The organism is Bradyrhizobium sp. USDA 3650 (assembly GCF_054057395.1).
Genome location: NZ_JBSRZG010000001.1, coordinates 4731764 through 4751579, shown reverse-complemented (window position 1 = coordinate 4751579; position 19816 = coordinate 4731764). Strand labels below are relative to the sequence as shown.

The 19816-nt window shown below is 64.7% G+C and carries 15 protein-coding genes; 6 read left to right on the top strand and 9 right to left on the bottom strand.

Going from position 1 to position 19816, the window contains the following annotated elements; genetic code table 11:
- Nucleotides 1–19: 19 nt before the first annotated feature.
- From ACVIN2_RS22110 to ACVIN2_RS22100, 3 genes are read left to right on the top strand one after another with little or no spacing between them, the layout of a single operon-like run.
- Complete coding sequence (locus tag ACVIN2_RS22110) at nt 20–913, top strand: ABC transporter permease (protein ID WP_456767154.1); 894 nt, start codon at nt 20–22, stop codon at nt 911–913.
- Nucleotides 913–1920: an ABC transporter ATP-binding protein gene (locus ACVIN2_RS22105; protein ID WP_456767153.1), complete on the top strand. Its 1008-nt coding sequence runs from the start codon at nt 913–915 to the stop codon at nt 1918–1920. The genes ACVIN2_RS22110 and ACVIN2_RS22105 overlap by 1 nt, the downstream gene beginning before the upstream one ends.
- Nucleotides 1917–2903: an ABC transporter ATP-binding protein gene (locus tag ACVIN2_RS22100; RefSeq protein ID WP_456767152.1), complete on the top strand. Its 987-nt coding sequence runs from the start codon at nt 1917–1919 to the stop codon at nt 2901–2903. Before ACVIN2_RS22105 ends, ACVIN2_RS22100 begins: the two co-directional genes overlap by 4 nt.
- A gap of 15 nt (nt 2904–2918) precedes the next feature.
- On the opposite strand, the gene ACVIN2_RS22095 is transcribed toward ACVIN2_RS22100, so the two are convergent.
- From ACVIN2_RS22095 to ACVIN2_RS22065, 7 genes are all read right to left on the bottom strand, one after another.
- Entirely contained in the window at nt 2919–4895 is a 1977-nt protein-coding gene (locus ACVIN2_RS22095; RefSeq protein WP_456767151.1) for an acetyl-CoA carboxylase biotin carboxylase subunit, read from the bottom strand.
- Nucleotides 4892–6508: an acyl-CoA carboxylase subunit beta gene (locus ACVIN2_RS22090; RefSeq protein ID WP_456767150.1), complete on the bottom strand. Its 1617-nt coding sequence runs from the start codon at nt 6506–6508 to the stop codon at nt 4892–4894. The genes ACVIN2_RS22095 and ACVIN2_RS22090 overlap by 4 nt, the downstream gene beginning before the upstream one ends.
- Nucleotides 6509–6620: 112 nt before the next feature.
- Nucleotides 6621–7487 carry a BKACE family enzyme gene (locus ACVIN2_RS22085; RefSeq protein WP_027514515.1) on the bottom strand — a complete coding sequence of 289 codons (867 nt, stop codon included), beginning with the start codon at nt 7485–7487 and terminating at the stop codon, nt 6621–6623.
- A gap of 218 nt (nt 7488–7705) precedes the next feature.
- Entirely contained in the window at nt 7706–8506 is an 801-nt protein-coding gene (locus tag ACVIN2_RS22080; protein ID WP_354205983.1) for an AraC family transcriptional regulator, read from the bottom strand.
- 284 nt (nt 8507–8790) lie between these two features.
- Entirely contained in the window at nt 8791–9447 is a 657-nt protein-coding gene (locus ACVIN2_RS22075; protein ID WP_456767149.1) for a glutathione S-transferase family protein, read from the bottom strand.
- Entirely contained in the window at nt 9447–10610 is a 1164-nt protein-coding gene (locus tag ACVIN2_RS22070; protein ID WP_456767148.1) for an acyl-CoA dehydrogenase family protein, read from the bottom strand. The genes ACVIN2_RS22075 and ACVIN2_RS22070 overlap by 1 nt, the downstream gene beginning before the upstream one ends.
- A 15-nt stretch (nt 10611–10625) precedes the next feature.
- Entirely contained in the window at nt 10626–11762 is a 1137-nt protein-coding gene (locus ACVIN2_RS22065) for an acyl-CoA dehydrogenase family protein (protein ID WP_456767147.1), read from the bottom strand.
- Between the two features lie 264 nt (nt 11763–12026).
- Here ACVIN2_RS22065 and ACVIN2_RS22060 point away from each other — a divergent pair, with 264 nt between their 5' ends.
- Both ACVIN2_RS22060 and ACVIN2_RS22055 read left to right on the top strand, forming a co-directional pair.
- A complete protein-coding gene (locus ACVIN2_RS22060; RefSeq protein ID WP_456767146.1) occupies nt 12027–13577 on the top strand; it encodes an acyl-CoA synthetase in 1551 nt (516 codons plus the stop codon).
- Nucleotides 13578–13660: 83 nt separating this feature from the next.
- On the top strand, nt 13661–14881 hold the full coding sequence (locus ACVIN2_RS22055; RefSeq protein ID WP_456767145.1) for an ABC transporter substrate-binding protein: 1221 nt from the start codon (nt 13661–13663) through the stop codon (nt 14879–14881).
- A 46-nt stretch (nt 14882–14927) separates the two neighbouring features.
- Here ACVIN2_RS22055 and ACVIN2_RS22050 read toward each other — a convergent pair whose 3' ends face one another.
- Together ACVIN2_RS22050 and ACVIN2_RS22045 are read right to left on the bottom strand one after the other, a co-directional pair.
- Nucleotides 14928–16433 carry a glycosyltransferase family 2 protein gene (locus ACVIN2_RS22050; RefSeq protein ID WP_456767144.1) on the bottom strand — a complete coding sequence of 502 codons (1506 nt, stop codon included), beginning with the start codon at nt 16431–16433 and terminating at the stop codon, nt 14928–14930.
- A 48-nt stretch (nt 16434–16481) separates the two neighbouring features.
- Complete coding sequence (locus ACVIN2_RS22045) at nt 16482–17252, bottom strand: helix-turn-helix transcriptional regulator (protein WP_247426651.1); 771 nt, start codon at nt 17250–17252, stop codon at nt 16482–16484.
- Nucleotides 17253–17435: 183 nt separating this feature from the next.
- Here ACVIN2_RS22045 and ACVIN2_RS22040 point away from each other — a divergent pair, with 183 nt between their 5' ends.
- The gene (locus ACVIN2_RS22040; RefSeq protein WP_456767143.1) at nt 17436–19697 is read left to right on the top strand and encodes a marine proteobacterial sortase target protein; all 2262 of its coding nucleotides are present in this window, start codon (nt 17436–17438) and stop codon (nt 19695–19697) included.
- The last annotated feature ends 119 nt before the right edge of the window (nt 19698–19816 follow it).

Below are 19816 nucleotides of genomic sequence, written 5' to 3'. Positions count from 1 at the left end.
AGAGGGGGAAGGTAGACCCATGGCCGCGATCGACTATGATGTTGAACTGAGGCGCGCCGGGGCGCACGCGACCGTCGGCTGGCGGCGCGTGCTGTTTTTGGCCCAGCGGCATGTGCTGGGCGCGGCCGGGCTCGTCATCATGACCCTGTTCGTGTTCACCGCGATCTTCGCCGACTTCATCGCGCGTTACGATCCGCTGACGATCGACGCCGGCCGGGCGCTGGCGCGCCCAAGCCTGGCCCACTGGATGGGGACGGATTCCTTTGGCCGCGACGTCTTCAGCCGCATCATTCATGGCGCGCGGATCTCGCTCGCGGTCGGCATCGGCTCGACGGCGCTCGGCGGCTCGATCGGAGTGATCGTGGGCCTCACCTCCGGTTATCTCTCCGGTTGGGTCGATCTCGTGTTCCAGCGCGTCTCCGATGTCCTGCAGGCGCTGCCGCTGCTGGTGCTCGCCCTGATCATGACCGCGGCGCTTGGGCCGTCCTTGCCGAACGTCATTATTGCGATCGCCATTCCGCTGATCCCGACCGTGTCGCGCGTCATCCGCGCCAACACGCTGGCGCTGCGCGAGCTGCCATTCATCGAGGCGGCCAAGTCGATCGGCATGAGCGAGGTACGCATTGCGCTCCGCCACGTGCTGCCGAACACGCTGGCGCCGCTGATCGTGCTTGCGACGGCCCAGCTCGGCTCGACCATCCTCACTGAAGCCTCGCTCTCCTTCCTCGGTCTCGGCATTCCCGAGCCTTACCCGTCGTGGGGCCGCATGCTCTCTGAATCGGCCGCCGAATATGTCCGCACGGCACCCTGGCTGGTGATCTTCCCGGGCATCGCCATCAGCCTCGCGGTGTTCGGCGCCAATCTGTTCGGCGACGCCCTGCGCGACATCCTCGATCCCCGGCAGCGCGGCTGATGGCTGACAAATCCGATCTCGTGCTCGAAGTGAAGAACCTGAAGACGGTGTTCTTCACCAACTCCGGTCTGTTCAAGGCGGTCGATGATGTGTCCTTCACGGTGAAGCGCGGCGAGACGCTGGCGATCGTCGGCGAATCCGGCTGCGGCAAGAGCGTCACCGCGCTGTCGCTGATGCGGCTGGTGCCGGATCCCCCCGGCCGCATCGTCGGCGGCTCCGTCACGCTTGAAGGCACTGATCTTCTGACGCTGGACGAAGCAGAGATGCGCGCCGTCAGGGGCAACCGGATCTCGATGATCTTCCAGGAGCCGATGACCTCGCTCAATCCGGTGATGCGGATCGGCGACCAGATCGTGGAGGCCGTGCGGCTGCACCGGAACATGTCGAGTAAAGAGGCCCGGGACATCGCGATCGAGATGCTGCGCCTGGTGCGCATCCCCGAACCGGCTCGGCGCGCGCGGGAATATCCGCATCAACTGTCCGGCGGTATGCGCCAGCGCGCCATGATTGCCATGGCGCTGGCGTGCCGGCCGGCGCTGCTGATCGCGGACGAGCCCACGACCGCGCTCGACGTCACCATCCAGGCGCAGATCCTGGCGCTGATCCTGGACCTTCAGAAAGAGCTCGGCACCGGGCTCGTGCTGATCACACATGACCTCGGCGTCGTCGCGCAGACCGCGCAACGGGTCATCGTGATGTATGCGGGACGGAAGGTCGAGGAAGCGAGCGTCGAGGCGCTGTTCGCCGCGCCGAAACATCCCTACACGCGCGGATTGATGGCCTCGATCCCGGCGGTGCCGGCGCCGGGCGTCGCCGCGCCGGCACGGCTGAACGAAATTCCCGGCATGGTCCCGTCGCTGGTGCGGCTGCCGAAGGGCTGTGCGTTCGCGCCGCGCTGCAAGCTCGCGATCAAGCGCTGCGAGGCCGAATATCCGCCGCTCATCGATTGGGGCGGCGGCCATCTCGCCGCCTGCTGGCGTGCGGCCGAAGTGGCGGAGGTGGCATGACCGAGGCGCTGCTCGAAGTCACCGATCTCAAGAAGCACTATCCGGTGCGCGCCGGTGTGTTGCGCCGACAAATCGGCACAGTGCATGCAGTCGACGGCGTCTCGTTTTCGGTTGCGGTCGGCGAGACGCTGGGCCTCGTTGGCGAATCCGGCTGCGGCAAGTCGACGGTGGCGCGCAGCGTGCTGCGGCTGGTCGAGCCGACCTCGGGTCAGATCCGCCTCGAAGGCGAAGACATCACGCATTTGTCCAAGTTCGCGCTGCGCCCACATCGTCGTTCGATGCAGATCGTGTTCCAGGATCCGTTCGCCTCTCTAAATCCGCGGATGACTGCCGGAGACATCGTGGGCGAGCCGCTGTTTGTGCACGGGCTCGCGACCGGCAAAGCGCTGGAGGCGCGTACCGCAAACTTGTTCGAGCAAGTCGGCTTGCGGCCCGACCAGATGCGCAACTTCCCGCACCAATTCTCCGGCGGCCAGCGCCAACGCATCTGCATCGCCCGCGCGCTGGCGCTCGGGCCGCGGCTGATCGTCTGCGACGAGCCGGTCTCCGCGCTCGACGTCTCGATCCAGGCCCAGGTGATCAATCTTCTGATCGACCTGCAGCGCGACCACGGCTTCTCCTATCTCTTCATCGCGCATGACCTCGCCGTAGTCGCCCATATCAGTCACCGCGTCGCCGTGATGTATCTCGGCCGAATCGTCGAGATTGCCGACAAGGACGAGCTGTTTGCAAATCCGCGCCATCCCTACACGCAGGCTCTGCTCGCCTCGGTGCCGGTCGCCAATCCGCTTGCCAAAAAGCTCGTGCCGCTGGTCGACGGCGACGTGCCAAGCCCGGTCAATCCGCCGCCGGGGTGCGCGTTTCACACCCGCTGCCGGTTTGCGATGGAGCGATGCCGGACGGAACGGCCGGCGTTGATGGAGGCGAACGACGGGCACCAGGTGGCGTGTTTGCTCAACGACGGGACGGGGCGGAGCCAGTAGCTCCGCTGTCGTCCCCTACCCAGCCCCAATCTCGGCCACGATCCGGCCGGTCGTCACCTGCTCGCCCTCGGCGACGTCGATCGCGGCGACGACGCCGTCGATGCCGGCCTTGTGGACGTGCTCCATCTTCATCGCTTCCAGGGTCATCACCGGCTGGCCGGCACTGACGCGGTCGCCCGGCTTGACCAGGACGGCAACGACGCGGCCGTTCATGGCGGCGCGAACCTTGCCGTCGCCGCCGTTGCTTGCGGCGGCCTTCGGCGCGGCGAGCGTGAGATCGGTCGCCGCGAGCGGGATGCCGCGGCGCTGGAGGTGGAGCCGGTCGCCGTCGCGCAGGAATTTTGCACTGTCCATCACGCCGTCATGGCGGAAGCGTATCATGTCGAGATCGAGCTGATCGATCTCGAACCTGCCGTGCCGGCCGTCGCTGGCAACAATGTAGCTGCCATCGCGTTCGCGCCAGACTTCATGCTCATACGCCTGGCCTGCGATCTCGATCTTCGCCGGTAGCGGGAACGTTGCCGCGAGGCTCCGTCCGCGGCGCCACGACGGTGCCTGCGGGTTCGTGACATAGAGCAGCAGGCCGGCCAAAGCGATATCGAATGCAGCGTCCGCGCGCGGCGCCAGCAATTCGTCGCGATGCGCACCAATGAACGCCGTCGTCGCTTCACCCTTGGCAAAGCCGGGATGACGCAGGCACGACATCAAGAACGCCTGATTGGTGGTCACGCCGAAAGCGGTGAGCTGTTCAAGGCCGACGATCAGCCGCCCCCTCGCCTCCTGGCGCGTCACGCCATGGCCGATCACCTTCGCGATCATGGAATCGTAGAACGGCGGAATCTCGGAGCCGGATTGCAGCGCATGTTCGACGCGGATGCCATCCGGCACCTGCCAGCGCGCCATGCGTCCGGACTGCGGCATGAAATCCTGCGCGGCATCCTCGGAGCACAGCCGCACCTCGATGGCGTGGCCTGTGAAGCGAATGTCCTGCTGCTTCACCGGCAGCGGCTCGCCGCGCGCGACCCGCAGCTGCAATTCGACGAGATCGAGTCCGGTGATGGCCTCGGTCACGGGATGCTCGACCTGGAGGCGCGTGTTCATCTCCATGAAGTAGAACGCGCCGCTCGCGTCGAGCAGGAATTCGAGCGTGCCGGCGCCCTCGTAGCGCAGCGCCTTCACCGCGGCGACCGCGACCTCGCACATCTTCGCGCGCAGTTCCGGTGTCACCGCGGGCGACGGCGCCTCCTCGATCAGCTTCTGGTGTCGCCGCTGCACCGAGCAGTCGCGTTCGCCGAGATGGATGGCGTTGCCATGGCTGTCGCCGAACACCTGAATTTCAATGTGACGGGGATTCTGGATGGCGCGTTCGAGGATCACCGTCGGATCGCCAAACGCCGCCTTCGCCTCGGACCGCGCGCTACGCAGTGCATCAGGAAACGACGCCGCGTCCGTCACGAGCCGCATGCCGCGCCCACCGCCGCCGGCAACCGCCTTGATCATCACGGGAAAGCCGATCTCTCGCGCCTCCGCGAGCATGACCTCATCGCCCTGATCGGCGCCCTGATAGCCGGGCACGACGGGCACGCCGGCCTTTTTCATGATTTCCTTGGCGCCGGCCTTGTTGCCCATCGACTCGATCGCCTGGGGCGACGGGCCGATGAAGACGAGGCCGGCATCCTTGCAGGCCTGCGCAAACTCCTCGTTCTCGGCGAGGAAGCCATAGCCGGGATGAACGGCATCCGCGCCGCTGGCCTTTGCGGCCGCAACGATCGCGGCGATGTTCAGATAGGATTGCGCCGGCAGCGGCTCGCCGATGCGCACGGCCTGGTCGGCGTGTTGCACATGAAGCGCGTCGCGATCCGCATCCGAATAGACCGCGACGACGCCGAGGCCGAGCTTCCGCGCACTGCGCATCACGCGCAACGCGATCTCGCCGCGATTGGCGATCAGGACCTTGAAGAACGGCCGGTGCTGCGTTGAACCGTTCCTCATGGTCGGGCCACCGAGAATTGCATGCGCTGGGGTGTCCGAGCGTCGCCCTCGCGGCAGATCGCGAGCACTTCCGACAACAACGCGCGGGTGTCGCGCGGATCGATCACGCCGTCGTCGAGCACTCGCGCGCTGGTCGAGAACACGTCCATCTGGCCGTCGAACACGCCGATGATCTGCGCCTTCATGACCTCGAGCTTTTCTTTCTCCACCGGCTTGCCGCGGCGAGCTGCTGCGGATTCGGTGACGATCGCCATGGTCTCGGCGGCCTGCTCACCGCCCATCACGGCAGTCTTGGCGTTGGGCCAGGAGAAGCAGAAGCGCGGATGGAAGCCGCGCCCGCACATGCCGTAATTGCCGGCGCCGAACGAGGCGCCGCAATAGATGGTGATCTGCGGCACCGTCGCCGACGTCACCGCCTGGATCATCTTGGAGCCGTGCTTGATCATGCCGGCTTCTTCGTAAGCTTTGCCGACCATATAACCGGTGGTGTTGTTCAGATACAGCAATGGCGTGCGGGTCTGGCAGCACGCCTGGATGAAATGCGTCGCCTTGTTGGCACCGGCGGGATCGAGCGGACCGTTATTGGTGACGATGCCGATGGCCTGGCCCTCGATACGGGCATGGCCGCAGACGGTGGCCGGGCCGTAGTTCGGCGCCATCTCGGTGAAATCGGAATCATCGACGATGCGCGCGATGACCTGCTTTATGTCGACCGAGCGCTTGTGGTCCATCGGCATGATGCCGAGCAGCTCGTCCTGGTCGTAGCGTGGCGGCTTGTATTGCGCAGCTCCCTTGTCCGGCCGCTCCCATTCCAGCGCCGCCATGATCTCGCGCGCGATGCGCAGGGCGTCGCGGTCATCCTCGGCGAGATAGTCGCCAAGTCCCGACACCTGCGTGTGCATCTCGGCCCCGCCAAGCTCCTCCTCGGTCGCGATCTCGCCGGTGGCGGCCTTCAGCAGCGGCGGGCCGGCGAGGAAGGCGCGAGTGCGGCCACGGACCATGACGATGTAGTCGGAGAGGCCGGTCTGATAGGCGCCGCCAGCGGTCGACGAGCCATGGGTTACGGTCACGACGGGTAGGCCCGCCGCCGAGAGCCGCGCGAGATTGCGGAAGATGTTGCCGCCGCGAACAAAATCCTCGACGCGATAGCGCAACAGATTGGCACCGGCGCTTTCGACCAGCTGGACATAGGGCAGCTTGTTCTCCAGCGCGAGCTCCTGCACCCGCAGCGTCTTGTCGAGACCGTAGGGCTGAAGAGCGCCGGCATCGATGCCGGAATCATTGGCGCTGATCATGCAGCGGATGCCCGAGACGAAGCCGATGCCGGCGATGACGCCACCGCCGGGCACGCTCTTGCTCGAATCCGGCACGTCGAACATAAAGCCGGCGAGCGTGGACAGCTCGATGAAGGGCGCACCGGGATCGAGCACCAGCGCGACGCGTTCGCGCGGCAATAGCTGCCCGCGCTTGTGGAAGCGGTCTTTCGCCGCCGCCGACGCCGCGCGCGTGCGCTCTTCCAGCGCGCGCATGCGGTCGATCAGGCCAAGCATGCCGTCGCGGTTGGCGCGGTAGGCGGCGCTGCCGGGGGAAATCGTGTTTTCGAGAATAGACATAACTCAATCCTGCTCGTCATTGCGAGGAGCGAAGCGACGACGCACCAGGCTGCATCCATGGAGAGATTCTGGATTGCTTCGCTTCGCTCGCAATGACGGTTGAGGCGATAATTTACCTATTCGTCCCAAAAATCTTTCGCGCTTCCGCCGGGCTCGCGATCTCGCGGCCCGCACGGCGGGCGCAGGCGGCGATGGCCTCGATCAGCTGGCCGTTCGACGTCACCTTCTTGCCGTCCGCGAGATAGAAGGCATCTTCGAGACCGGTGCGCAGATGACCGCCGAGCTCCGCACAGCGCTGGTGCAGCGGCCAGATTTCTTCGCGGCCGATCGCGGTGACCTGAAATTGCGCCTCGGGACGCTTCAGCTTGATCAGGATCGGCAACAGATCGGGATCCGACGGCATGCCGGAGGCGACGCCCATCACAAAGTTATATTCCAGCGGGCCCTTGTACATCCCGACCTGGCGGTACATGCCGACGCAGCGGACGATGCCGACGTCAAAACATTCGAATTCGGGGATGGTACCGACCGCGTTCATGACGTCGAGATAGTCCTTCACCTTCTCGACCGCATTGTCGAACATCATCGGCGGCCAGGCCCAGCTGTTGTCGGCCTTCACCTTCAGATAGTTCAGCGAGCCGGCATTGCAGGCGGCGATCTCCGGCCTGGTCTCACGGATGCAATCCAGCGCTCCACTGTAGTTCGGCCCGGAGACGCCGGAGGTGTGGTTGATGATCACGCCGGGGCAGGCTTCGCGGATCGCCTGCTGGATTTCCTTGCTGACGCTGACCTCCCAGGACGGCAGGTGCCCCTTGTCCGGCGCCTGCTGACGCAAATGGATGTGCATGATGGACGCGCCGGCATCGAACGCAGCCTTGGCCTCGCGCGCCATCTGCTCGGGCGTGACAGGCACGTTGTGCTGCTTCGGGTCGGTGAGCACGCCGTTCAGCGCGCAGGTGATGACGGCCTTGTCGCTCATGCCTTGAATGTCTCGCACGTTGATAATTCAACGCTTGCGATCATGTGATGGGCGGCATGCGGCTTCTTGCGCGGAGAAGCTGGAAAACGGAAGTCGTAGGGTGGGTTAGCCGAAGGCGTAACCCACCTCTTTGGTTTCCGCGTAGACAGAAGTGGTGGGTTACGCTAGCGGACTGCGCTTCGCGCAGCCCCGAGCTAACCCACCCTACAAGAGCGGCGCTAACTCGCCTCCGCCAGCCTCACCGTCTCGCTGCTGCGATAGATCGCAAGATCACGCGAGCCGACGAAGATCGCGCGCGGCTTCAAGCCGTAGAAGCGGCGGATCGAGTGGCTGAAATGGGTGGAATCGGGATAGCCGATGTCCTGCGCGAGATGGGCCAGATTGAGGTCCTGGTTGGCGAAGTGCAGCAGATGCCGCGCGCGCTTCCAGGCGCGGAAGGAGCGGAACGAGATGCCGGTCTCTTCCTTGAACAGATGCAGGAAACGCGAAGCGGAAAGTCCGGCGTCCGCCGCGCATGTGTCCGCCGTCACGGGCTCACCTGTGAAGCGGCCGATACGGGCGACCGCACGCGTCACGCGGGGGTCGAGCACCCGGCGCGGCAGCGCTTCGCCAAAACACATCTCGTCGAATTCGGCGGTGGTGATGTCGCCGTAGCGACGCTGACGCAGCAGCGTGTAGGCGGCGAGGATCTTGCGGGCATAGACGGCCCTGTCGGGTCCGGTGAGCCGCTCGGCCAGGACCTCGATCACGCCATCAGGCATGCTCTCCGGCTCCAGCGTGACGCTGATCGCGGTGCGATAGTCGCTGGCAATGGAATGCCGCTGGTTCGGCAGGGTGACGAACAGCTCGCCGGTGGCGAGGGCATCATCGATCGTCAGATGCAGGCTGCCCTTGACCGCGACATAGACGTGACAGCAGCCGGGAGTCCGCTTGCGGGGGCGGCCGAGCAGGCCGGCATAGAATACCCGCTCCGGCGTGATCAGCATCAAATGGTCGGATTCGCGACCGTTATCTTCCATTGGGATCCTCCTCGCGCGGCTCTTTGGCCGCTGCGGACGGAGGTCACCTTAGCGGAAATCTGGGCGCTGTCACGGCGGGGTAGCGCTATCATGAAGCGCAAAACGGCGGCAGGCCGGCGACGGATGGGGACGAGACGGAACTCTTCAACAACCGTCGTCCCGGCGAAGGCCGGGACCCATACCGCGAGGTCTATCGAAAGGGACGGTGCTGATCCCGAACGACTAGTCTTCGCAAAAGATCTCCCTGGGGGTATGGGTCCCGGCCTTCGCCGGGACGACCAGTCTTACGCCCTCACCCTCGGCGCCACGTTCTGCTCGACGCCGGCCTGTTGCTCCGCAGCAACCGCGCGCTTGAAACCATCGCGCTGCTGCAAGCGCGCCCAATAGGCTGCGACATTTGGCCCAAAATCCTTGGCAAGCCCGATAGTATCGGCGAGGCGGAGCGCGTAGCCGATCACGATGTCGGCGGCAGTGAAGCGGCCGGCACACAAGGCCTCGGTATTTGCGGTGGCTGCCTCGACGGCGCGCAGCCTCCCTAAGAACCATTTGGCATAGTCGCCGGCGACCTGCGGATTGCGGCGCTCTTCCGGCTCGAGCTGGGTGTATCGGAGCACCAGCGTCTGCGGGAAGGTTAACGTGGCGTCGCTGAAATACATCCAGTTCAGGAACGCGCCGTAGGCGGGATCTTCCGGCCCCACCATCAGTGGCGTCGGTCCATGCCTGACGCCGAGATAGTGGCAGATGCCGGACGATTCCGTCATCTTGGTCTCGCCATCAACCATGAAGGGAATCGTGCCGAGCGGATTGAGCGCGAGGTATTCCTTGGCGAAGACCCGGGGCGGGAACGGCAGCATCTTGAGCTCGTAGGGAAGCCCCATTTCCTCCAGCATCCAGAGCGGACGGAACGAGCGCGCGCCGTCGCAGTGATAGAGCGTGATCATCAGGAACTTCCTTTGCTGCCGGGCAGCGTGCCCATCATCTTGCACAGGACCATCAGCATGACCTCGTCGGCGCCGCCGCCAATCGATGTCAGGCGGCTGTCGCGATAGGCTCGGCTGACCGGCGTCTCGTTGGTAAAGCCCATTCCGCCCCAATATTGCAAGCAGGCGTCGGTAAGCTCGCGGCCGAGCCGCCCGGCCTTCAGCTTGGCCATGGTCGCCAGTTTCGTGACATCCTCGCCCGCCACCAGCGCCTCACCGGCGCGGTAGATCAGCGCGCGCAACAGCTCGACCTCTGTCTGCATCTCGGCAAGCTTGAAGTGAACGACCTGGTTGTCGAGAATCGACTTGCCGAAGGCCTTGCGGTTGCGGGTGTATTCGATGGTCTCGTTGATGATGTATTCATGCGCCTTCAGGCAGGCGGCCGCGCCCCAGAGCCGCTCCTCCTGGAACTGGATCATCTGATAGGTAAAGCCCTTGCCCTCCTCGCCAATCCGGTTGCGCCTGGGCACGCGGACATTGTCGAAGAAGATTTGCGCGGTGTCCGAGGAGCGCATCCCCATCTTGTCGAGCTTTCGCGCGACAGTGACGCCCTTGGTCTTCATGGGGACGCAGATCAGCGACTTGTTGCGGTGAACGGGCCCGTCGCCGGTATTGGCAAGCAGGCAGATCCAGTCGGCCTGAGTGCCGTTGGTGATCCACATTTTGCCGCCATCGATGACGTAATCGTCGCCGTCGGAGCGCGCATTGGTCTTGATCGAGGCGACGTCGGAGCCTGCGCCGGGCTCGGAGACGCCGATGCAGGCCACATAGTCGCCGGAGATCGAGGGCGCCAGAAATTCGCGCCGCACCTCGTCGGAGCCGAACCGCGCCAGTGCGGGCGTCGCCATGTCGGTCTGCACCCCGATCGCCATCGGCACCCCGCCGCAATTGATGGCGCCAAGCTCCTCCGCCATCATCAGCGCGTAGGAGTAATCGAGGCCGGAGCCGCCGAACTCGACCGGCTTGTTCAGCCCGAGAAAGCCGAGGCTGCCCATCTTCCTGAACAGCTCGTGCGCCGGGAAGATGTCGGCCTTCTCCCATTCATCGACATGCGGATTGATCTCGTTGGCAATGAATTTCTGTAGGGAACGGCGGATCTCGTCGTGGTCGGCGGTAAACAGCATTGCTTCCTCTCGTCGTCACAACCCCATCTGCCGCGACGCCAGATCCTTCATGATCTCTTCCGTGCCGCCGCCGATGGCGTTGACCTTGACCTCGCGGTAGATGCGCTCGGCCTTGATGCCGCGCATGAAGCCGGCGCCGCCAAAAATCTGCACGGCTTCAGAGGCGCAGAATGCCATGGTCTGGGTCGCCTGGTTCTTCATCATGCAGATTTCGGCGACCGGGCTTTCGCCCTGCTCCAGCCGCCAGGCCAGCATCTCCAGCATCGCTTGCGACGCGGCGACCTTCTGCGCCATGTCGACGATCTTGTGGCGGATCACCTGGTGCTGCGCGAGCGGCTTGCCGAAGGTCTTGCGCTCCTTGGCGTAGGCAGTGGCTTCGTCGAGGCAGACGCGCGCGAACGCGGTGCAGCCCGCCGCCATGCCCATGCGCTCGCTGTTGAAATTCCGCATGATGATCCTGAAGCCCTGGCCCTCCTCGCCGATCAGGTTTTCCGCCGGCACGCGGCACTCGTCGAAATGCAGGGTCGCGGTGTCAGAGGCCCACCAGCCCATCTTCTTCAGCTTTGTCCGGGACAGGCCCGGCGTATCCCCCTCGATCAGGAGCAGGCTGACGCCGCCGGCGCCCTCACCCCCGGTGCGCACCGCAACGGTCAGATAGTCGGCGCGCATCCCCGAGGTGATGAAGGTCTTCTCGCCGCTCACGACGTAGTGATCGCCATCGCGCCGCGCCTTGGTCCGGAGGCTCGCAACATCAGAACCGCCGCCCGGCTCGGTGATCGCGAGCGCGGAGATTTTCTCACCCGCGAGCACCTGAGGCAGCACGCGCGCCCTGACCTCGGGGCGCGCGGCCCGCGCGACCGGCGGCGAACCGATGGTATGGCTCATCAAGCTGGCGCTGACGCCGCCGGCGCCAGCACGCGCTAACTCCTGGCTGGCGACGATCTTCATGAACTGGTCGGCGGCGATCCCGCCATATTCCTCGGGGAAACCGAGCCCCAACAGCCCGATATCGGCCGCCCTGCGATAGAGGGCGCGGGGGAATTCGCCGGCCTCGTCCCATTCGTGGGCGAAGGGCGCAATCTCTTTGTCGACGAAGCGGCGCATCACGTCGCGAAAGGCGTCATGCTCGGCGGTATAGAACGGGCTCATCATCGCACTCTCGCCTTGCTGGCGGATTCGTCTCGTCCACCATGGCCGGAACCTTGGCGGCTCACTTGCGCGGAGTGGCTGGCCAAGGCTCCCCTCCGAGCAGGCTCGCTCTAGCAACTCAACGCAAGACGATTTTCATCGCTCGCGCGCCAACTCCGGATCAAAAAAAGGCGTGGTGCACAAACTCCGGCTGGCCCCAGGGCCATGCCGGGCATGGTGCATGGCAATAGGGACGCGGGTGGCACCAGACCGCCGAGGGAGGAATTTTTGGCCGTTCGTTACTACGACTGGATCGCCCATTATGGCCGCCGCACGCCGAACAAGGTCGCGGTGATCGACCTCGCGAGCGAGCGCCGCTTCAGCTATGCGCAGCTCGACGCGCGCATCTCTCGTCTCGCCTCATTTCTGCGTCATACGCTGAAAGTCTCGCGCGGCGAGCGCGTCGCGGTGCTGGCGCTGAACACGACCGATACGCTGGAGGTGCAATTCGCCTGCGGCCGGTTAGGTGCGATCTTCGTGCCGCTGAACACCCGACTCACCGTTCCCGAGCTCCAGTTCATCACCGCAGATTGCGCGCCGAAGGTGATGATCCACGATACCGAGCTTGCCGAAACGGCGCTCGCCGTGGCAAGGCTCTGCAGCATTGAGACGAGCCTGCTGCTTGGCCCGGGCGGGACTTATGAGGCCGGCATCGCCGCCGCAAAGCCGCTCGAGAAAATCGAGGAGGTCACCCTCGATGATGTCTCGACCATCATGTACACCTCCGGCACGACGGGTCATCCCAAGGGCGCCACCATCACCCATGGCATGACCTTCTGGAATTGCGTCAATCTCGGCGGCCCCGCCTGCATCGGGCCGTCCTCGGTGCTGCTCACCGTCCTGCCGCTGTTCCACACCGGCGGACTGAACTGCTACACCAACCCGGTGCTGCATGCCGGCGGCACCGTGATGATCATGCGCGCCTTCGATCCCGGCACGGCGCTTGGCCTGATCAACGACCCCGCGCAGGGCATCAACGTGTTCTTCGGCGTGCCCGCGATCTACCAGTTCATGGCCCAGCATCCGGCCTTCGCGACCACCGACCTCGGTCGGCTGATCGTCGGCGGTGTCGGCGGCGCACCAATGCCAGTGCCCCTGCTCAAGGTCTGGGAGGCGCGTGGCGTCGCGCTCCAGCAGGGCTACGGCATGACCGAGACCTCGCCGGCCGTGCTGGTGCTCGACCGCGAGGACGCTGCACGGAAAGCCGGCTCCGCCGGCAAGCCGGTGCTGCACACGGAAGTGCGCATCGTGCGTCCTGATGGCAGCGACGCCGATGTCGGCGAGCTCGGCGAACTCTGGGTCAAGGGACCGAACATCACGCCCGGCTACTGGAACAGGCCGGAGGCGAACAAGACGTCGTTCACCGACGGATGGCTGCACACGGGCGACGCGACACGCGTCGATGAGGAAGGTTTTTACTACATCGTCGACCGCTGGAAGGACATGTACATCTCCGGCGGCGAGAACGTCTATCCGGCTGAGGTCGAGAACGTCCTGCACCAACTCAACGCCATCGCGGAAGCCGCCGTGATCGGCATTCCCGATCCGCAATGGGGCGAGGTCGGCCTCGCCATCGTCGCGGCCAAGCCGGGCCAGCGGTTGACCGAGGCCCATGTCTTCGCGCACTGCGCGGCGAATCTCGCGCGCTTCAAATGTCCGCGCCAGGTCCGCTTCGTCGATGCGTTACCTCGCAACGCCACCGGCAAGATCCAAAAGCCGACCTTGCGCAAGGAATTCTCGGTCACTTCCGAAGTCGACAAGAAAGCCGCCAACGCCTGATCAAAGCGCCCCTCTCGCGGGCGCTTTTCTTTTTTGAAGTGCCAAAGTCAGAAGAAACCCCAAAGAAGCCCCAAGGAATTTTCATGAACAAGAAACTCGCCCTGCTTGCCGCGGCAACAGCGATGACGCTGTTTGCGACCCACTCCGCGTATGCGCAAAAGGCGTACGACACCGGCGTCACCGACACCGAGATCAAGATCGGCAATGTCGAGGCCTATTCCGGCCCGGCTTCGGCCTACGGCGTCATCGGCAAGACCGAGGAAGCCTATTTCAAGATGATCAACGACCAGGGCGGCATCAACGGCCGCAAGATCAACTGGATCTCCTACGATGACGGCTACTCGCCGCCAAAGACCGTTGAACAGATCCGCAAGCTGATCGAGAGTGACGAGGTCTTCCTGGTCTTCAACGCGCTGGGCACGCCGACCCAGACCGCCGTGCAGAAGTATCACAATTCCAAGAAGGTGCCGCAGCTGTTCCTCGCCACAGGCGCCAGCAAGTGGAACGACCCGAAGAACTTTCCCTGGACCATGGGCTTCCAGCCCAGCTACCGCGTCGAGGCACAGATTTTCGCCAAGTATATTTTGAAGGAGAAGCCGGACGGGAAGGTTGCGATCTTCTATGCCAACGATGATTTCGGCAAGGACTACCTCGCCGGCATCAAGGACGTGTTCGGCGACAGGGCATCGAAAATGATCGTGGCGGAAGAGAGCTACGAGACGTCAGAGCCTTCGATCGACGCCCATATCGTCAAGCTCAAGGGGACCGGCGCCGACGTCTTCGTCAACATCGCGACCCCGAAGTTTGCGGCGCAGGCGATCAAGAAGATCGCGGAGCTGGAGTGGAAGCCGATGCATCTCATGACCGATGTCTCGGTCTCAATCGGCGCGGTGATGAAGCCGGCTGGTCTCGAGGCATCGGAAGGGGTGCTGTCGGCCGGTTATCTGAAGGACGCGTCGGATCCGCAGTGGAAGGATGATGAGGGCATGAAGAAGTTCATGGTCTTCGTCGACAAATACATACCCGGCGCAAATATTTCGGACGCCAATCTGGTTTACGCCTATGCCGCAGCCCAGACGATGGTGCAGGTGCTGAAGCAGGCGGGCGACAATCTGACCCGTGAGAACGTGATGAAGCAGGCCGCCAGCCTCAAGGACTTCGTCCCCGACACCCTGATCCCGGGCATCAAGATCAACACCTCGGCCACGGACTTCGCGCCGATCGAGCAGCTCAAGATGTGGCGATTCAAGAAGGGCCAGTGGGAGCTGTTCGGCGACATCATCAGCGCCGAAACCGGCGGCTAGCTCGACCGAAAACTACCGAATAGCGGCCGAAGGGCCGCTATTCTTTTCAAGGGAGCGACGACGCTATTCCCGCGCTTTCGACCTCGATCATTTCGTGGCCGACGTCGATGCCCGCGATGGACAGACCGAGACGACGCGAATCGCCGACGCCCCTGAACCCGGGGCATGCCCAGGCGAGGGTGGCGATGCCTGACGGCGGCAGATCGAGGCTCAGTGTGTAGCTGTCATAACCGGTCACGACCGCTTCGGGGGCGACGGGCGTGCCGTCGAGATAGAATCGCGTGCCGATCGTATGCAGCGGCGCGCGAAGCGGCGGGCTTCGAACGCGGACGATGGTGCGGCCGGGCATCCCCTTGATCCGCACGGCGGCCTCCGGTTCGCTCCAGCGGAACGTGTGACCGGCAGAGAACTCCTCGGCATGGAATCCGGTCTGCGCGATAATCTGCTCCCCAAGAAGCCCGCCGGCAGACCGCGCATCTCGCCCGAGACGATGAATGCAATCGAGTCTCTGATGCCGGATCAGCGCGGCGATGTATCGCCGCATCCATCGCGAGATCGCCTCGCTCGATCCGACGGCCGTCAGAACGACCAGCACGGCCCGCGCGTGCCATGCCCCCAGCCGCGCGAAGCCGCGCGCGCCGAGATCGCCGAGCAGCGCCGGCACGGCCCAACGCCACAACGCCAGCAATTTCTCGCCAGGCCGTCCCCAGCCGGCGCCAGCGAGGCTGTAGCGCAGGAGCGCGTTCAGTGCATTGCGGGCGAGCGACGTGCCGGCCTCGCTCCGCGAGCTCCACTCGATCGGAACGTCGAGCAGCTCGCTGCCGGGATCGTTGCGGGACTCGCTCAGGTAGCGAATCTCGCCTTGCACGAAGTCGAGCGTGAATTGCTTCAGCTCGTCGAGCTCGCCGACATAGTAGTGATGGAAGCGCGCCTCCTCGAGATAGCCGAGGGAATAGCCTCTCGCGTGATAGGCGGCGGCAAGCACCCATTCGGCGAAATGACCGAACTCTTCGCGTAGGCCACCGCATTCCCGGTAGACGTCGCGCCGCGTCACGAAACACTGATCCAGGACCTTGCGCCAGGGATGCTGCTTCATACCGAACTCGATGTCGGCCTGGTACATGGCTGCCTCTGCCACGGATAGTCGGTTATGGCAGATCGGGATCGAACGGCAGGAAAAGCCGGCCCAGTCGGGATGAGCATCGATCGCGCGAATGCAGAGTTCGATCACGTCGGGTTCGGGCCGGCAGTGCGATTCCGTGAAGAACAGATAGCTGCCGCGCGCCTTCGTCGCGCCGAATGCGCAGAGCCCGATGTCGTGTTCGGAATCGCTGAACTCGAGGCGAGCCCTGTTGCCGGCCAACGCCTTCAACTGCTCGCGTGCCGTGAAATCCAGCGGCACGACCAGAATGATCTCGTAGAGCGATTTGTCGGCAGTCTGCGACGTCCAGCCGAGCCAGGACAGCTCCCACTGCCCGCGGTGAGATTCGAGCGGGATAATGATTGAGAACAGCGGAGATTCGCCGTCGTCGAGTGCGGGCGCGTCCTGCATGTCCCCTTATAGACGCATGCGGCGTCATTCCAGACTATTTCTTGCGGACTATACCGACAGAAACAGCGCGAACGATTCTTCCACCGTTCGGCGCAGATGCTTTTGGTACAGTTCGTGGTTGGCATCGCCGGGCGCGACCCGGCCCAGCGAGGGCTTCGCGAAGTTTCGGAGCGGCACATAGGCGATCGGCGCTGCGATCGGCGTCAGCTGCGAGCCGGGGCCGGCGCGGAGCGTCGAGATGATCCCGTACATTTCGCCGGCGACCGTCGGCCGCGACACCGTGATCACGCGATGCTGGCCGTGCTTGATGATGACGAGATAGATGAAGCCGGACTGATGCGGCACGGCGACCTCGCCGGTGTGTTCGTAGGCGGCATCGGTCCGCTCCCCCTCGCGGAACACCAGTGCAGAGACCTTCGGCTCCCAGACGATCTCGGTGCGGTAGGCGAAGATCGCGTCCTTGTCGCCGAACGACGGTCGCAACGTGATGTAGACGTCCTCGAGCCAGGTCACCGCGCGATGTGCGTAGGAGCCGAGGCTGTCGGGCGCGACATCGCTTGCGGCCGGAGGCGTCACCACGGCGGCGCTTCTGCGCAGGGAGACGCCCAGCGCCTGCTCCAGCCGCACCGTGGTCGCCAGCGTGAACGGCCGTCGGCCGCCGAGCACCTTCTCCAGCGTCGACAGGCTGAGCTTGGCCTGCTCGGCCAGCGCCTGCCGGGAGATCCGGCGTCTGGCGAGCTCCTCGCGAATGGTCTCCGCGATCTCGCGACTCTGCTCGTCCGAAAGCTGCTTGTCGGTGAATTTGTCCTGCGTCTGCATCGTGGCCCTGCTCCAGGACGACATCCTAGCAGGGCGGACAAACCAGCACAAAACCGCACTTCGTCCCCCCACGGCGGCCCGCGCGGGCCGGCCGCGACGGATCATTGCCGATCATTCTGCTCGCGAACTCGGGCCGTCCCGGCGGATGCTCAGAACCAGCAAACATCCTCGGGAGCAGGCCAAATGGATACCTACGACACGACGGATAGCAACGAACACCCTTGGCTGGGCAGACTGATCGTGGTCGGACTTTTCCTTCTGGCGCAGGGCATCGCGGTGATGCTGGTCGCCTTCGTGGCCCTGCTGGTGAGCTTGGAGCCGGGCTGGTCGGCGACGACGGAGCAGGCCAGCCTGCTCCAGCCCGGCGATGCCAAATCCGGATCTCTTCTCCTCAAGGAGGACGGCGCCTACACGGAAGCGATCCGCCTCGGCATCGACGTCGACATCACGGTATCAGGCCCGACGCTGCGCGCCCGCGTCACCCAGATCTTCCGCAATCCGACCAAGGACTGGGTCGAGGCGACCTATGTCTATCCGCTCCCCGCCGGCGGTGCCGTCGATTCGCTGAAGATGGTGGTCGGCAACCGCGTCATCGTCGGCGACATCAAGGAGCGGCAGCAGGCGCGCGTGATCTACGAAGAGGCGCGCCGGGCCGGCCAGAAGGCCGCGCTCACCGAACAGGAGCGGCCGAACATCTTCACCAACTCGATCGCCAATATCGGCCCCGGCGAAACCGTGCTGGTGCAAATCGAATATCAGGAGCCGGTGCATCAATCCGGCAACGAATATTCGCTGCGCCTGCCGCTGGTGGTCGGGCCGCGCTACAATCCGGCGCCGATCGTCCAGAGCGTCGATTTCCGCAACGACGGTTCCGGCTGGGGCGCGACGAATTCGGACCCGGTGCCGGACCGCGACCGCATCTCGCCGCCCGTGCTGGATCCCGCCCGGAATGCGCCGGTCAATCCGACCAGCATCACGGTGCGCCTGAACGCCGGCTTTGTGCTCGGCGAGGTCAAGAGCCCCCACCATAATTTCAAGGTCGAGAGCCCGGACAATACGACGCGAATTGTCACGCTTGCCGAGAGTGCCGTGCCAGCCGACCGCGATTTCGAACTGACCTGGAAGCCGGCTGCCGTGAAGGCGCCGTCGGTCGGCTTGTTCCGCGAGCGCGTCGGCGACGCCGATTATCTGCTCGCCTTCGTGACCCCGCCCGCCGCCGAGCAGGCGACGCAGAAGCCACGGCCGCGCGAGGTGATATTCGTGATCGACAATTCCGGCTCGATGGGCGGCACGTCGATCGTTCAGGCCAAGGCGAGCCTCACCTACGCGCTCTCCCGTCTGCAGCCGACCGACCGTTTCAACGTCATCCGTTTCGACGACACCATGGACGTGCTGTTTCCGGTCTCCGTGGCGGCGGATGCCGAGCGTGTCGGTGAAGCCACCTCGTTCGTCAGCGCGCTGCAGGCGCGTGGCGGCACCGAGATGGTGCCGGCGATGCGGGCCGCGCTGACCGACAAGCTCGGCGACGCCAGCATGGTTCGCCAGGTCGTATTCCTGACCGATGGCGCGATCGGCAACGAGCAGCAATTGTTCGAAACGATCACGGCGATGCGCGGCCGCTCGCGCGTGTTCATGGTCGGCATCGGCTCGGCGCCCAATACCTATCTGATGACGCGCGCCGCCGAGCTCGGCCGCGGCGCCTTCACCCATATCGGCTCCGTCGAGCAGGTCGAGGAGCGCATGCGCGGCCTGTTTGCCAAGCTCGAGAACCCGGCCGTGACCGGCCTGAGCGCAAAGTTCTCCGAAGCCAAGGCCGACGTCACACCGACGATCATTCCCGACGTCTATCGCGACGAGCCGCTGGTGCTGGCGACAAAGCTCGACACGCTTGCGGGCTCGGTCGAGATCAAGGGCCGCGTCGGCGACCGCCCATGGTCGGTGACGCTGCCGCTGCAAAATGCGGCCGAAGGCAAAGGCCTGTCGAAGCTTTGGGCCAAGCGCAAGATCGACGATGCCGAGGTGGCGCGCACCCTGCGCGAGATGACGCCCGAAGACTCCGACAAGGCGATCCTGGCACTGGCACTCGACCATCAGATCGTCACCCGGCTCACCAGCCTCGTCGCGGTCGACAAGACGCCGAGCCGTCCCGAAGGCGAGCCGCTCAAGCCCAGCGAGTTGCCGATCAACCTGCCGGCCGGTTGGGATTTCGCGAAGGTCTTTGGCGAACGACAGCAGGTCCCGGCGCAGCTCCGCGAGCGTCACGCCGATGCACGCAACCAGCCGGCCACGAGGCGGCCCACACCCGCTGCACCGGATACGATCCGCCTGCCCAAGACCGCGACCTCGGCGGAGCTGAAAATGACCGCAGGCCTGATCCTGATCGTGCTCGCCCTGATCCTGTTCGTGTTCAACCGGCGTCAGACCTTGCTCACTGACGCCGCTTGAGAGAGGAGTCCCCCGAACTCCTCTGTTAGCGCGCGCGGCTGCCCGTCCCACACCAACGGCCGCGCGCGCCTTTTTTGTCGTCATTGCGAGCGCAGCGAAGCAATCCAGGCTGCCTCCGC